General features: G+C 30.8%; 8 protein-coding genes and 1 pseudogene. All 9 read left to right on the top strand.

The genetic code is table 11. The annotated features are described in order from the left end of the window. Positions 1-2: 2 nt before the first annotated feature. A complete protein-coding gene (locus N5A56_RS08150; protein WP_265725012.1) occupies positions 3-1,685 on the top strand; it encodes a glycoside hydrolase family 16 protein in 1,683 nt (560 codons plus the stop codon). Positions 1,686-1,791: 106 nt separating this feature from the next. Beyond that, positions 1,792-3,093, top strand: coding sequence for a glycoside hydrolase family 2 TIM barrel-domain containing protein (locus tag N5A56_RS08145; protein WP_265725011.1), 1,302 nt, complete (start codon positions 1,792-1,794; stop codon positions 3,091-3,093). Positions 3,094-3,160: 67 nt separating this feature from the next. Then, positions 3,161-6,619 carry a hypothetical protein gene (locus N5A56_RS08140; protein ID WP_265725010.1) on the top strand — a complete coding sequence of 1,153 codons (3,459 nt, stop codon included), beginning with the start codon at positions 3,161-3,163 and terminating at the stop codon, positions 6,617-6,619. Continuing rightward, a complete protein-coding gene (locus tag N5A56_RS08135) occupies positions 6,620-8,422 on the top strand; it encodes a glycoside hydrolase family 3 protein (RefSeq protein ID WP_274270324.1) in 1,803 nt (600 codons plus the stop codon). A gap of 31 nt (positions 8,423-8,453) precedes the next feature. Beyond that, positions 8,454-9,742: pseudogene (locus tag N5A56_RS08130) on the top strand (glycosyl hydrolase family 17 protein). A 47-nt stretch (positions 9,743-9,789) separates the two neighbouring features. Continuing rightward, complete coding sequence (locus N5A56_RS08125) at positions 9,790-11,244, top strand: glycoside hydrolase family 30 protein (protein ID WP_420793201.1); 1,455 nt, start codon at positions 9,790-9,792, stop codon at positions 11,242-11,244. A gap of 32 nt (positions 11,245-11,276) precedes the next feature. Next, entirely contained in the window at positions 11,277-12,704 is a 1,428-nt protein-coding gene (locus N5A56_RS08120; protein ID WP_265725006.1) for an MFS transporter, read from the top strand. Between the two features lie 3 nt (positions 12,705-12,707). After that, positions 12,708-13,622 carry a glycoside hydrolase family 17 protein gene (locus N5A56_RS08115; protein WP_265725005.1) on the top strand — a complete coding sequence of 305 codons (915 nt, stop codon included), beginning with the start codon at positions 12,708-12,710 and terminating at the stop codon, positions 13,620-13,622. 298 nt (positions 13,623-13,920) lie between these two features. Further along, positions 13,921-16,305, top strand: a complete 2,385-nt coding sequence (locus tag N5A56_RS08110) for a T9SS type A sorting domain-containing protein (protein ID WP_265725004.1) — start codon at positions 13,921-13,923, stop codon at positions 16,303-16,305. Positions 16,306-16,351: the final 46 nt, after the last annotated feature.

Genomic DNA, 16,351 nt, shown 5'->3' with positions numbered 1-16,351 from the left:
ATATGAAAAATTTTAAAAATATTTATATAGTATTATTTTCTATGTTGATAGCCTTTTACGGATGTCAGGAAAATGATAGTAGTTTTGGAGATATTGTAACTCCTTCAAATATAGTAATCACTGCAGAAATTGTTGGGCAAGATGTTAATGATCCTGCTTTAGTATATGGTGATGGTAGTGGAAAAGTAAATTTTACAGCTTCAGCTACTAATGCCTCTTCTTTTGTGTATTATTTTGATGGAGTTGTTGATACTGATAATGGACCTTCTGGTATATATAATAACAAAGTTTTATCTAAATCTGGTATAAACACTTATACTGTTGTGGTTAAAGCTAATGGTACAGGTGGAGCTTCTTCTACAGCTTCAATTAATATTGAAGTATATAGTGCTTTTTCAGACCCAGATTCAGAAAATTTTTTAAGTGGTTCTAATATTGGAGATAGTAAAAAATGGTATTGGCAAGCAGACAAAGATGTTCATGTTGGTTTAGGACCAGTGGAAGATGATTATGGAAATGGAGAATTTGCTTACGAAGCATGGTGGAATGGTATTAAAGCTTGGGATGCAGAAAAAGGATGTATGTATGATAATGAGTTTGTTTTTACTAAAACTGCAGATGGTTTAACTTTTGAGCAAACAATTGGACCTGCTTTTATTCCTGGTACTTATGCTGGTCATATTGGAGTTGGCGGAGATCAATGTCATGATGATAATGTGGCTACAACAATGTTTGGAGTAAAAAATGTTTCGTTTGCACCATCAACCTCAAAAGCTGCAACAGTAGGTTCGTATAATAATGAACCTTATAAAGGAACTTCATTCAAAATTTCAGATGGAGGCTTTATGGGATGGTATGTTGGAGCAAGTACTTACGATATTATTTCAATTACTAATGATGAATTAATTGTTAGAGTTATTGAAGATCCAGCTTCGGGAAGTGGCGCTGCTTGGTATCATAAATTTACATCAACAAAGCCTACTCAGGGAGCTAATTATACCTACAATAATTTAGTTTGGGAAGATGATTTTAATACAGATGGAGCTCCTGATGCTACAAAATGGACAAATGACCTTGGTGCAGGTGGCTGGGGAAATGGAGAATTACAAGACTACAAAACTGAAAATGCAGTTGTTGAAGGTGGTTCTTTAAAAATTACAGCAAAGAAAGATGCTAGTGGTAATTATACTTCTTCAAGATTAAAATCTCAAGGATTGTATAAGTTTACTTATGGTAGAGTAGAAGTTAAAGCTAAATTACCTGCTGCTCAAGGCACTTGGCCAGCAATTTGGATGTTAGGTTCTAATTTCCCTACTGTTGGTTGGCCTCAATCTGGTGAAATAGATATCATGGAACAAACAGGAGCTGATAAAAATACAACACTAGGTACTTGTCATTGGTTTGATACTGCTAGTGGAACAAAAGCTGATTATGGCGAAACTACATCAGTTTCAAATGCTTCTTCAGAATTTCATTTATATACTTTAGAATGGACCGATACTGCAATTAAAATTTATGTAGACGATGTTAAGTTTTACGAATTAACTAATAATGCAGACTTACCTTTTAATGCAGATTTTTTCTTAATTCTTAATGTAGCAATGGGTGGTTCTTTAGGAGGAACTATTGATCCTGCATTTACAGAAGATTCAATGGAAATAGATTATGTAAAAGTATTTCAATAGATAGTAACTTTATTTGAATTAACTAATAAGGTCAGGTTTATTAAACTTGCCTGATCTTATTTTTAATAATCTTTACTGAATTTTATAATTATAAATTTATCTAATAATGAAGAACATTATCTTAGGGTTAATGCTTGCTATATTTATTTTAGGTTCTTGTAAGCAAGAGCATAAAGTAACTGTATTAAACAATGCACAAGGAATAAAGTTAGTTGTAAACGGAGAAGGTTTTATGATTAATGGAATGAATTGGGATTATTTTCCTGTAGGAACTAATTTTGAATATAGCCTTTGGAAACAGTCTGATGAGTTTATAAAACTTGCTTTAGATGAAGAAATGACTTTGCTCAAAAACATGGGGGTAAACACTATTCGTGTTTATGCAGGTATACAACCAAAATGGATTACTTATATCTACGAAAATTACGGAATTTACACAATGCTCAATCATTCTTTTGGTAGATATGGTGTTGCTTTAAATGGTAGTTGGACACCTATTACAGATTACAGAAACCTAGAGGTTCAAAAGGTTTTATTATCAGAAGTTACACAAATGGCTAAGACTTATAAAAATACTCCAGGATTACTTTTATTCCTTCTTGGGAATGAGAATAATTATGGACTTTTTTGGGCTGGTGCAGAAACTGAAGACTTTCCAGATGATGAAAATCAAAAAAGAAAATTAGGAGAAGAAAGAGGTAGACCAATGTATAAGCTGTTTAATGAAGCAGCTAAACAAATGAAATTAATAGATGCAAATCACCCAGTAGCAATTTGTAATGGAGATTTATTGTTTCTAGATATGATAGCTGATGAATGCCCTGATGTAGACATTTTTGGAACAAATATGTATAGAGGAGCTTCGTTTGGAGATGTTTTTACTAAAGTGAAAATGCAATTGAAGATGCCAATATTATTTACAGAGTTCGGAGCAGATGCATTTAACTCGCAAACTAATTTAGAAGATCAAAAAATGCAAGCTTATTATATGAAAGAGAATTGGAAAGAAATTTATCTAAATGCAGCAGGTCTTGGAAAGGCAAATAATTCTATTGGTGGATTTACATTTCAATTTAGTGATGGTTGGTGGAAACTAGGTCAAACAAAAAATTTAAACGTACATGATAAAGGTTCTTCTTGGGCAAATGGAGGTTATAAGTTAGATTTTGAAAAAGGAACAAATAATATGAATGAAGAATGGTTTGGTGTTTGCGCAAAAGATGCAACTAAGTCAAACGGAACATATAAATTGTATCCAAGAGCTGCGTATTATGCATTAAAAGAAGTCCATAAGCTAAATCCATATAAAAAAGAAGTTACAACAGCTTTTGTGGCAAATTATTTCAATAAAATTAATATTGATGACGCTTTAAGATTATCAGCTAAAAACAAAGTTGATTTTAAATAGATCATAAATTAATGTTGGGTGTTAATAATATCAACATTAGAATAAAAATATAATTAAGAAAAAATTAATGAGTACAACAGTTTCTTATAAAGAAGGCATAAAAATAAATTCTTCAAATAAAATTTCTGGAGATATAGTTACAATAGAAAATGAATCTTATTATAAGATTTCTAATAGTCATACAATGCGTCCTTTTTTTATGACCATCGTATCAGACTCTAATCATTGGATGTTTATTTCTAGTAATGGAGGTTTAACTGCTGGTAGAAAAAATGCTGAATACGCTATTTTTCCTTATTACACAGATGATAAAATAACAGAACTAGCAGAAACTACAGGTTGTAAATCAATCTTTAGAATAAATAAAAACGGTAAAACACTTTTGTGGGAACCATTTTCTGAAAGACAAGCAGGTATTTATAATATCGTTAGAAATGTTTATAAAAATGAATTTGGAAACAAAGTTATTTTTGAAGAAATTAATGAAGATTTAGGAGTAACTTTTAAATATCAATGGAATTCTAGCGATCAGTTTGGGTTTGTTAGAAAAGCGACTTTATCTAATAATTCTGATGAAAATTTAGATATTTCAATTTTAGACGGTTTTCAAGATGTTATTCCTTATGGAGTTGGTTCAGATATACAAGGTATTAGAAGTAATTTAGTTGATGCTTATAAAAAATGCGAATTAGAGGCAAATTCTGGTTTAGGAATTTACGCTTTAAGTGCCATAATTGTTGATAAAGCAGAACCAAGTGAAGCTTTAAAAGCAAATTTAGTTTGGTCTTTAGGTTTAGATAATCCTACTTATTTATTGTCTTCTACTCAACTAAATAATTTTAGAAGAGGTATTCAATTAGAGCAAGAAGTAGATATAAAAGCAGAAAAAGGAGCATATTTTGTAAATGCAGAAATTTCTTTAGTTGCTGGCGAAGAACAAAAATGGTTGCAAGTTGCAAATGTAAATCAAACAGTTTCAGATGTAATTCGTATTTCTGAGTTGATAAAAAATGATTCTAATTTAGAAGCATTGTTACAAGAGAATATTGAAGATGGTACAAAAAACCTAATCAATTTAGTAGCAGCTTCAGACGGATTACAACTTTCAAATGATCCGTTAATAAATACAAGACACTTTTCTAATACCCTTTTTAATATTATGAGAGGTGGTATTTTTGATGATAATTACACGATTGAAAAAGATGATTTTGTAACTTATTTATCAAAAGCTAACAAACAGTTGTTTGCAGTTAAAGAAGGTTTATTGCATGATTTGCCAAATAAATTTACTTTAAACTTTATTAAGAACATAGCAGAAAACGATGACAACAAAGATTTTAAAAGACTTTGTTTAGAATATTTACCTTTAAAATTTAGTAGAAGACATGGAGATCCAAGTAGACCTTGGAACAAGTTTTCTATCAATACAAAAAGTGAAATTGACGGTTCTAAAATTTTAGATTACGAAGGTAACTGGAGAGATATTTTTCAAAACTGGGAAACGTTAGCGCATTCATATCCTCAATTTATTGAGAGCATGATTCATAAATTTTTAAACGCAACTACTTTTGAAGGTTACAATCCTTATAGAGTTACAAAAGGTGGTTTCGATTGGGAAGTTATAGAAGAACACGATCCTTGGTCTTACATTGGTTATTGGGGAGATCATCAAATAATTTACCTTTTAAAATTCTTAGAATTTATAGAAAAGCATTATCCAGCAAAATTATCAGAATTGTTTACAGATGAAGTTTTTGTGTATGCAAATGTGCCTTATGTTATAAAATCGTACTCAGATATTTTAAAAAACTCTAAAGATACTATCGATTTTGATCATAAATTACAAATAGAAATCGAAGATAGAAGAGCTAAAGTTGGTGCAGATGGTTCTTTGTTAAGAGATAAAAATAACAATCCTTATAAAGTAAATTTAATAGAAAAACTGTTAGTTACTGTGTTGGCTAAAGTATCTAATTTTATTCCTGAAGGCGGAATTTGGTTAAATACACAAAGACCAGAATGGAACGATGCTAACAACGCTTTAGTTGGTAATGGAGTTTCTATGGTAACTTTAAATTACCTAAGAAGATTTATTAATTTCTTTGAAGGTATAGTAAAAAATTCTGATGTAAATGAAATTCAAATTTCTGATGAAGTAGCCTCATTGTTTAATGAAATTTTAAAAACATTAAATACAAACAAATCTATTTTAGAGGGTAAAGTTTCTGATAAATCTAGAAAAACAGTTTTAGATGGTTTAGGAAATCCTGCAAGTAATTATAGAGCGTTTATTTATGAAAACGGATTTTCTACAAATAAAACAGTAGTTACAAAAGAAACATTATTAGACTTTTTTGCAGTCACAAATAATTATTTAGAGCATAGTATTAGAGCTAATAAACGTTCTGATAATATGTATCATGCATATAATTTAATGACGATAGAAAATTCTGAAGAAGTTTCTGTTTCGTATTTATCAGAAATGTTAGAAGGGCAAGTTGCTGCTTTAAGTTCTGGTTATTTATCGCCAAAAGAGGCTTTAGCTTTGTTAGATGGCTTAAAAGCTTCTGCCTTGTTTAGAGAAGATCAATACAGTTATATCTTATATCCGAATAAAAATTTACCAAGATTTACTGATAAAAATAATATTGCTCCTAATAAAGTTGAAAGTTCAAAATTATTACAACAATTAGTAAATGACAATAATAAAGAAATTATTGAAAAAGACGTTTTAGGAAATTATCACTTTAACGGAAATTTTAATAATGCAAACAGCGTAAAAGACGCATTAGAAAGTTTATCTGCTAATTATAAAGATTTAGTTACTGAAGATTCTGAATCAATTTTAGCAATTTTCGAAGAAATTTTTGATCATAAATCTTTTACAGGTCGTTCTGGAACTTTCTTTGGTTATGAAGGTTTAGGTTCTATTTATTGGCACATGGTTTCTAAGTTATTATTGGCTGTGCAAGAAAACTGTTTATTAGCAGTAAAATCTGGAGAAAGTGAAACTGTAATTGGGTTATTATTTGATCATTATTACGAAATAAATGCAGGAATTGGTGTGCATAAATCACCAGAATTATATGGTGCTTTTCCTACGGATGCATATTCTCATACACCAGCAACAAAAGGAGCACAACAACCAGGTATGACAGGTCAAGTAAAAGAAGACTTGTTAAGTAGATTTGGTGAGCTAGGTGTTTTTGTTAAAGATGGTAAAGTTGTTTTTAATCCTCGTTTATTAAAAAAATCTGAGTTTTTAAGTGCTTCGCAAGTATTTAACTATATAGATGTTAATAGTAAAAAACAGCATTTAAATATTAGTAAAAACCAATTGTGTTTTACGTATTGTCAAGTACCAATTATTTATAGTTTATCAGATGTAAATTCTATTGAAATTATTTTTAATGATGATAAGAAAATAGGTTTTGATAGTTTAACTATAGATAAACAAATTAGCGAAAAAATGTTTGATAGAACAGGCGAAATTAATCACATTAAAGTATCTGTATTAAGTAAATAGATGAAAAGAATAGATATTGCATATGTGGTTTGTTGTTTAGTATTGATATGCATTATCTGTTGTAATGATATGAAAAGTAGTAGCAAGCCACTTGTAGAACAAAAAATAGATTCTCTTTTAAAGTTAATGACTTTAGAAGAGAAAATTGGTCAGATGACTCAAATTATTCATTTTGAAAAATCTGCTGAAGAATCTGTTACGTCTAAATTTTTAGGTTCTATTATTCATACACAAGGTCCACTTCCTGGAGAAACTGCTTTAGAATGGCAAAACAAATTTATAGCACTTCAAAAGAAAGCACTTTCTACAAGATTGGGTATTCCTTTGTTATTTGCTGTTGATGCTGTTCATGGGCAAAACACTTATGAAGGCGCCACTATTTTTCCTCATAATATAGGTTTAGGCGCTACTAGAAACGAAAAATTGGTTGAAAATATTGCAAGAATTACTGCAATAGAAAGTCAAGCAACTGGTTTTAATTGGGTGTTTTCTCCTTGTGTTGCAATTCCTTTTAATGAAAAATGGGGTAGAGTTTATGAGGCATTTTCAGAAAGTACAGAGTTTACAACAAAACTAACAAAAGCATCTATTAAAGGTCATCAAGGAAATTTAAAAGATCCTACAACTGTTATGGCAACCGCTAAACATTTTATAGGTGATGGTGCAACAGATTTTGGGGTAGAAGGTGGTAATACTTCTTTAAATGCAGCTGAAATAAATGATAGACTTCTTGCACCTTATAGAGTTGCTGTAAACGAAGGTATTGGTGCAGTAATGGCTTCATTTAATAAAATAGGCAATGTTTCTATGCATGCTAATAAAGCATTAATTACAGACACTCTAAAAGTTGGTATGAACTTTAATGGTATTGTAGTTTCTGATTGGAAAGGCTATTCTAGATTTGGAGGAAATGATATTGTAAATGCAGGTGTAGATATGATTATGGCTGTTGATGGAGATTTAGAATTTTTTCAAAACGGTTTAAAAAACGGCGTTAAAGATAGCACAGTTTCTATTGCTAGAATTGATGATGCAGTAAAAAGAATATTACGTCAAAAATATAGATTAGGCTTGTTTAAAAATCCTTTTCCCGATACAAGTTTAGTAACAAAAGTAGGTAGTAAAGAGCATCGAAAAATAGCAAAACAAGCGGTAAGAGAATCTTTGGTTTTATTAAAGAATAAGGATAAAACTTTGCCTTTATCAAAAGAAACAAAGAAAATTGTTGTAGTTGGTGAGCATGCAAATAATAGTGGTTTACAATCTGGTGGTTGGACAATTAATTGGCAAGGAACTAAAGAAAGCTACAAAGGAGCAACTACCATTTTAGACGGAATAAAACAGCAAGCAAAAGGAGAAGTTGTCTATGATTCTACAGCAACTCAAAATCACTTTGATGCTGATGTTGCCATTATTATGGTTGGAGAAACACCGTATGCAGAATTTATGGGAGATGTTGGTCATGAATCTAATCAACTGAAATTAACCTTATCAGAAACTCATCAGAAATATATAAAAATCTATCAAGAAAAAGGAGTTAAAACGGTTGTTGTTTTAGTTTCAGGTAGACCATTAGTGGTAACAAATCAGATAGAAAAATCAGATGCTTTTGTAGCAGCTTGGTTATTAGGTTCTGAAGGAGATGGAGTTGCAGAAGTGCTTTTTGGCGATTCTAATTTCTCTGGTAAGTTACCTCATTCTTGGCCAAAATCTGTAGAAGATTTTAAAGGAAAATATGGCCCTAATTTTTGGGATAAAACAATAAAACCATTATTTCCTTACGGATTTGGTTTAACCTATTAAAAATAAAAGAATAAGAACAATCATTTTAAAAATGAAAAAGGTAAAATCAAACTTAAAAGTAACAATACTTGTATTAGTATCTATTATTGGTTTTGGATGTAGTTCTAGTAAAGAAAACAAAAAGGAAGAAATTAAAGAAGAAATGACAGCAGCCAAAATTTTAGGAAATCCAGATTATTTAGCAATTTCTTATGGAGGATATAGAGAGAAATCAAGAGAAGATAATCAGCCTACAATTCCAGAACTTAAAGAAGATTTAAAGTTGATGCATGCCATGGGAATTCGAATTATTAGAACCTATAATGTACAACCAGAATTACCACATGCTGCAAATATTTTAGAAGCTATTCATCAACTTAAAAAAGAAGATGCAACTTTTAAAATGTATGTAATGTTAGGCGCTTGGATAGATTGTTTAAATGCTTGGACAGATAAAGAACCAAATCATGAAGTTGAAAGCGACCAAAATGAAGGGGAAATTGAAAGAGCAGTTGTTTTGGCTAATAAATACCCAGACATAGTAAAAGTAATTGCAGTTGGTAATGAAGCTATGATTCGTTGGGCAACTAGTTATTTTGTAAGACCTAATATAATTTTAAAATATGTAAACTATTTACAGAACTTAAAAAAAGAAGGCAAACTTTCTAAGGATTTATGGATTACTTGTTCAGACGATTTTGCTTCTTGGGGTGGTGGAGACCCAAGTTATAGAGTTAAAGATTTAGAAGATTTAATAAAAGCGGTAGATTATGTTTCTATGCATACTTATGCATACCATAACTCACATTATAACCCTGGATTTTGGAAAGTACCAGATAATGAACAGCATTTATCTGATAAAGAAAAGATAGACAAAGCCATGATACGTGCTTTAGACTTTGCAAAAAGGCAATATAAAGATGTTTCTGATTATGTTAAAAGTATAGATTCTAACAAAACGATTCATATTGGAGAAACAGGATGGGCAACAGTTTCAAGTGGTCATTATGGAGTAAATGGTTCTAGAGCAACAGATGAATATAAACAAGGGTTGTATTATAATCACTTAAGAGATTGGACTAAAAAAGAGGGTATTTCTTGTTTCTATTTTGAGGCCTTTGACGAATAGTGGAAAGATGCACAAAATCCTGAAGGTTCAGAAAATCACTTTGGTTTATTTACTTTAAAAGGTGAAGCTAAATATCCTCTTTGGAATTTAGTAGATAAAGGTGCTTTTAAAGATTTAAAAAGGGTGGAAATAAAATTATCAAAACTTTTAACGGAAATAAAACAGCATTAATGAAAACTGTTTTAGTGCCTAATACAGAATATCCTAGATAAAAAATATGAAAAAAATAAACTACTTACTGTACTTTTTGCTATCCTTTATGATTTTAAGTTGTCAAACAAAACAAGATAAATTAATTGTAGAAGTGTATGAAACTTCAGCAAGTGGAAATAGTTTAACAAAATTAGAAAACTTTTCTTCAGATAAAAACGATGAAAATTTAATACAAGTAAAATTATTGCCAGCACAAAAAAGACAAACTATAACAGGTTTTGGAGGTTCTTTTACAGAATCTTCTGCTTCTTTATTGAACCAGTTAAGCAAAGAAAAAAGAGATTTTATTATTGAAGCTTATTTTGGAGAAACTGGAGCAAAATATTCTTTAACAAGAACACATATGAATTCATGTGATTTTTCTATCAGTCAGTATTCTTATGCGCCAGTTGAAGGAGATAAAGAGTTAAAACATTTTACGATAGAAGAAGATAAAGATGATATTATACCAATGATAAAAGATGCTATGAAAGTATCTAAAGACGGTTTTAAAATCTTATCATCTCCTTGGACAGCTTCACCTTGGATGAAGGATAACAAAAAATGGGTTGGAGGTAAATTATTGCCAGAATATTATGATACTTGGGCGTTATTTTTCTCTAAATATATTGATGCTTACAAAGCAGAAGGAATAGATATTTGGGGTTTTACTGTAGAAAATGAACCTCTAGGAAATGGTAATAATTGGGAAAGTATGCATTATTCTCCTGATGAAATGACCAATTTTGTGCAAAATCATTTAGGCCCCAAACTAGAAGCAGATGGTCATAAAGCTAAAATTTTAGGTTACGATCAAAACAGAGAACACTTAAACGAATGGGTAGATTCTCAATTTAAAAACGAAGCAACTTCTAAGTATTTTGATGGAACAGCCATTCATTGGTATGCAAGTACTTATGAGGTTTTTCCAAAAGAATTACAATATGCTCACAACAAAGCACCTAACAAATACTTAATTCAGTCAGAAGCCTGTGTAGATTCAGAAATTCCAAAATGGCAAGATGATGCTTGGTATTGGAGAAAAGAAGCAACAGATTGGGGTTGGGATTGGGCTCCTGAAAAAGACAAACATTTGCATCCTAAATATGCTCCAGTAAACAGATACGCAAGAGATATTATTGGTTGTTTAAATAATTATGTTGATGGTTGGATTGATTGGAATATGGTTTTAGATACCAAAGGAGGTCCAAATTGGTTCGAGAATTGGTGTGTTGCTCCAGTAATTGTAGATCCAGCTAAAGATGAAGTTTATTTAACACCTCTTTATTACACACTTTCACATTTTAGCAAATTTATTAGACCGGAAGCTAAAGTTATTGGTTTAGAAAATTCAGATAACGAGTTAATGGTAACAGCAGCTCAAAATCCTGATGGTACAATTGCAATTGTTGCATTTAATGAAGGAACAAAAGCTAAAACGTTAAACTTGGTCTTAAATGAAAAGAATATAGCAATCTCAATTCAAGGGCAAGCAATTCAAACAATTGTTGTTCCAAATTAAAAATTGCTAACCAAACTAAAACAAAACAAAGTATGTCAAAAAATATAACAATAAAAGCAAAAGTACCAATGGGACAAAAAATTGCCTTTGGTATAGGCATGTTTGCGAATCAGATGTTTCCTGCTATTTTAGGGATATTTATGGTTGTTTTGGTTCAAGATTTAGGCTTTCCAGGTTGGATGTGGTCTTTAATCTATTTTTTTCCAAGAATTTTTGATTCTATTACAGATCCAATAATGGGTTTTATTTCTGATAATACGAAATCTAAATGGGGAAGACGTAGACAATATGTTGTAATTGGCGGAATTATAATGGGAATTGCTTACATTTTTATGTGGCAACTTTTTAAAGAAAATTCTTTACAATTTAACTTTTGGTATTTTTTCTTATGGTCTATTATCTTCTATTTAGGATTAACTTTTTTTAGTGTTCCATATGTAGCTATGGGTTATGAAATGAGTGATGATTTTCATGAACGTACAAGTATTATGGCTATTGCACAATGGATTGGTCAATGGGCTTGGGTTATTGCACCATGGTTTTGGATTATTATGTATGATCCAGAATGGTTTCCATCAGCAGAAATAGCAGTAAGAGAATTATCTATTTGGGTAGCTATACCCTGTGCAATTTGTGCTATAGTTCCTGCTATTTTTATTAAAAGTGAATCTACCTTAGATAAAGATTACGAGCCTTTAAATACAGCAAATATTGGAGGTAGTTTAACAAAGATATTTACTAGTTTTAAAGAAGCCTTTAGAATAAAAGTATTTAGAAAATTATGTGGAGCTACATTTTTAATTTACAATGCTTTTAATACAGTTGCAGCTTTAACATTTTTTGTAATTGTCTACAAATTATTTAATGGAGATGCAGCAGAAAGTGGTATTTGGGTTTCTTTATTTGGTTGTTTAGGAGCATTAGGTACAACATTTTTAGTAATACCAATTATTACCTATATGTCTAAGATTTGGGGCAAAAAAACAGCTTTTTTAGTAGCACAAGGAATATCTATTATTGGTTACTTAATGTTGTGGTTTTTATTTGTACCTGGTAAACCTTGGATGTATATAATTGCGTTACCATTCTTCTCTTTTGGTATTGGAAGTTTATTTACAATTATGATGTCTATGACAGCAGATATAATTGATATTGACGAACTAAATACAGGAAAAAGGAGAGAAGGAATATTTGGTGCTATTTATTGGTGGATGGTTAAAGTAGGTTTTGCTATTGCAGGTGCTTTAAGTGGTGTTATAATTGCTATTGTAGGTTTTAACCCAGATCTTGCAACAGTAGATCAGCAAGTTGCAGTAGATGGTTTACATACTTTCTTTTGTTTTTTCCCAGTTCTAGGTACTGTTTTAGCAATGTATATTATGTGGGATTATGATATTGATGAAAAACGAGCAAATGAAATAAGGTTACAATTACAAGAAAGAAAACAAAATATTAAATAGAAAATGTCTTATAGAAAAGAACAACATCTTTCAGTTAGTAAAGCAAAGTCTTTATATAAAGAAAATATAGGAGTTGAATTTAATCAGTATAAAGAAGAAGATTTAAAAAAACTGTGGAGAGAAACTTTAGATAGTGGAATGCATGGTATTTGTTTTAGTATATATGAAGATGGACAAGAACCAGGAGATACTATTACAGAAGAACAAGTAGAAAGAAGAATAAAAATTTTAAAACCTTATACAAAATGGATTCGTTCTTTTTCTTGTATTGAGGGCAATGAAAATATTCCTAAAATTGCTAAAAAACAAGGGATTAAAACATTGGTTGGAGCTTGGTTAGGTGATGATTTAGAAAAAAACGAAATTGAAATAGAAGGATTAATTCAACTTGCTAAAGAAGGCTATGTAGATATTGCAGCAGTTGGGAATGAAGTTTTATATCGTAAAGAGTTAACAGAAGAAGAATTATTGGCATATATAAATAGAGTTAAAAAAGCAATTCCAAATATAGAAGTTGGTTATGTAGATGCGTATTATGAGTTTTCTAAAAGACCAGCAATTACGGAAGTTTGCGATGTTATTTTGGCAAATTGTTATCCCTATTGGGAAGGTTGTAGTATAGAATATTCTTTAAATCACATGCAGCAGATGTACAACCAAGCAAAAGATGCCGCTAATGGTAAAAAAGTAATCATTACAGAAACTGGTTGGCCAAGTGAAGGTAGTAGTTTAGGAGGTGCACATTCTGGAGTTGCAAACGCTATGAAATATTTTGTAAACTCACAAGTGTGGTCTGAGGTAGATGATGTAGAGATGTTTTATTTTTCTTCTTTTGATGAATCTTGGAAAGTTGGGGCAGAGGGAGATGTTGGAGCTTATTGGGGTTTATGGGATAAATACGAAAAATTAAAGTATTAAAAAATATTAATATTCAAAAAGGGTTTCTGTTTTAAGAAGCCCTTTTTTTATTTTTAATAAATTTTTAGAAATCAGGTGTTTAAATTACCTATACATTACCCATACAAATATAAAACATTAGATATAAATTGTTTTTTCTTTTAAAGGAAAAATAGTAATAAAATTATTGTTATCATTCGTTTTTTCCTGTTAAATAAAGGTTTTTTTAAATCTGTATGTTTTTTGTAGTGGTGTAAAATATTAATATAGTCTAGTTTATGATTAATATTGTTCACAACGTTTTAAATTATTTATAATTATGAAAAAAATTACTCTTTTACTTTTATTACTTGCTGCATCAATAGGGTATGCACAACAAGAAACATTTGTTGTCAGTTTTGAAACTGATACAGATGGAAGTTTAGCTTCTATATGGAATACTTTTGAGAACGATACTAATCCAGGAGTCGAAATTGTTACTAATCCAAATACTACAGGAAACAATACATCAGATAAAGTCGCAAAATTTACTTCATTGCAATCAGGAAAACCTTGGGCAGGAGCAGAAACCAGTCATGGAGGTTTAGGTGAATGGATTTTAGAATCTGGGAATAATACAATATCAATAATGGTTCATAAAACAGTTATTAGTGATGTTGGTGTTAAATTTGTTAACTCAACAAGTGGAACAGTTTTCGAATTAAAACAAGCGAATGCTACAATCAATGCTTGGGAAACTTTGACTTATGATATTTCTAGCTTTATAGCTAGCGGTGAAAACCACAATATTGATCAATTAGTAATTTTTCCTGAATGGTCAGAACGAACAACAGATAATATAACTTATTTTGATAATGTACAATGGAGTGCAAATAGAACAAAATCTGCTGGGAATGATAATAGTAATGATGCTGCTGCGCCAACTACAGCACCAGAAGCACCAACAACTACAGCAGAAAATTCAATTTCACTTTTTAGTGATGCTTATACAGATGTAGAAGCAACTTGGAACCCTTCTTGGGGTCAATCTACAGTTTTAGAGGATGTTACAATTGCAGGAAATGCGGTTAAAAAATATTCTAGTTTTACATTTTCTGGAGTAGAACCAACAGGGTCAACAATAGATGCTTCATCTATGACTCACATAAATGTTGATTATTGGACAAGTGATGCTACAGAATTAAAAATTAAGTTAGTAGATTATAAAGGAGATGGCGCTTGGGGAAGTGATAATACAGAAGTAGAAATTACCAAGGCAATAACAACAGGATCTTGGGGAACAGTTAGTATTGCTTTAACTGAATTTTCATCAGCAGATACAGCTATTATGTTTAACGATTTAGGTCAATTAGTATTAAGTGCAACTGGAGCAACAAATCCTGTTTACATAGATAATTTTTACTTTTCTAATGGTTCAACTACTGCGGTAACAGTACCAACTACAGCGCCAGAAGCACCAACAACTACAGCAGAAAATTCAATTTCACTTTTTAGTGATGCTTATACAGATGTAGAAGCAACTTGGAATCCTTCTTGGGGTCAATCTACAGTTTTAGAGGATGTTACAATTGCAGGAAATGCGGTTAAAAAATATTCTAGTTTTACATTTTCTGGAGTAGAACCAACAGGTTCAACAATAGATGCTTCATCTATGACTCACATAAATGTTGATTATTGGACAAGTGATGCTACAGAATTAAAAATTAAGTTAGTAGATTATAAAGGAGATGGCGCTTGGGGAAGTGATAATACAGAAGTAGAAATTACCAAAGCAATAACAACAGGATCTTGGGGAACAGTTAGTATTGCTTTAACTGAATTTTCATCAGCAGATACAGCTATTATGTTTAACGATTTAGGTCAATTAGTATTAAGTGCAACTGGAGCAACAAATCCTGTTTACATAGATAATTTTTACTTTTCTAATGGTTCAACAGCTGCGGTAACATTACCAACTACAGCGCCAGAAGCACCAACAACTACAGCAGAAAATTCAATTTCACTTTTTAGTGATGCTTATACAGATGTAGAAGCAACTTGGAATCCTTCTTGGGGTCAATCTACAGTTTTAGAGGATGTTACAATTGCAGGAAATGCGGTTAAAAAATATTCTAGTTTTACATTTTCTGGAGTAGAACCAACAGGTTCAACAATAGATGCTTCATCTATGACTCACATAAATGTTGATTATTGGACAAGTGATGCTACAGAATTAAAAATTAAGTTAGTAGATTATAAAGGAGATGGCGCTTGGGGAAGTGATAATACAGAAGTAGAAATTACCAAAGCAATAACAACAGGATCTTGGGAAAGAGTTAGTATTGCTTTAACTGAATTTTCATCAGCAGATACAGCTATTATGTTTAACGATTTAGGTCAATTAGTATTAAGTGCAACTGGAGCAACAAATCCTGTTTATATAGATAACTTTTATTTTTCTAACGGAGCAACTGCGAGTATAAATGATAATGTACTATTAAATGTCTCTATTTACCCAAATCCTACTTCGAATAGATTATATATTTCTTCTCAAAGTACTATTAAGAATACAGTTGTTTATAATATGTTAGGTAAACAAGTTATGAGTTTAAACATTAATAAAAATAACGAAACTATAGATGTTTCTGGTTTATCAAAAGGTGTTTACTTAATTAAATATACTATTGATAAAGCAGTTGGAACAGTAAAATTTATTAAGAAGTAAATACATTTTATATTTTTTAAATTTAAACGCTCAAAATTTTATTTTG

Origin of the sequence: Polaribacter ponticola (assembly GCF_026191475.2) — a bacterium.
GTDB classification, from domain to species: Bacteria; Bacteroidota; Bacteroidia; order Flavobacteriales; family Flavobacteriaceae; genus Polaribacter; species Polaribacter ponticola.
This window is presented reverse-complemented; position numbering and strand designations above follow the sequence as displayed.

Coding starts and splice junctions, on each gene's coding strand:
- N5A56_RS08110 (WP_265725004.1), top strand. CDS start 13,921: ATGAAAAAAATTACTCTTTTACTTTTATTACTTGCTGCATCAATAGGG.
- N5A56_RS08150 (WP_265725012.1), top strand. CDS start 3: ATGAAAAATTTTAAAAATATTTATATAGTATTATTTTCTATGTTGATA.
- N5A56_RS08135 (WP_274270324.1), top strand. CDS start 6,620: ATGAAAAGAATAGATATTGCATATGTGGTTTGTTGTTTAGTATTGATA.
- N5A56_RS08125 (WP_420793201.1), top strand. CDS start 9,790: ATGATTTTAAGTTGTCAAACAAAACAAGATAAATTAATTGTAGAAGTG.
- N5A56_RS08120 (WP_265725006.1), top strand. CDS start 11,277: ATGTCAAAAAATATAACAATAAAAGCAAAAGTACCAATGGGACAAAAA.
- N5A56_RS08140 (WP_265725010.1), top strand. CDS start 3,161: ATGAGTACAACAGTTTCTTATAAAGAAGGCATAAAAATAAATTCTTCA.
- N5A56_RS08115 (WP_265725005.1), top strand. CDS start 12,708: ATGTCTTATAGAAAAGAACAACATCTTTCAGTTAGTAAAGCAAAGTCT.
- N5A56_RS08145 (WP_265725011.1), top strand. CDS start 1,792: ATGAAGAACATTATCTTAGGGTTAATGCTTGCTATATTTATTTTAGGT.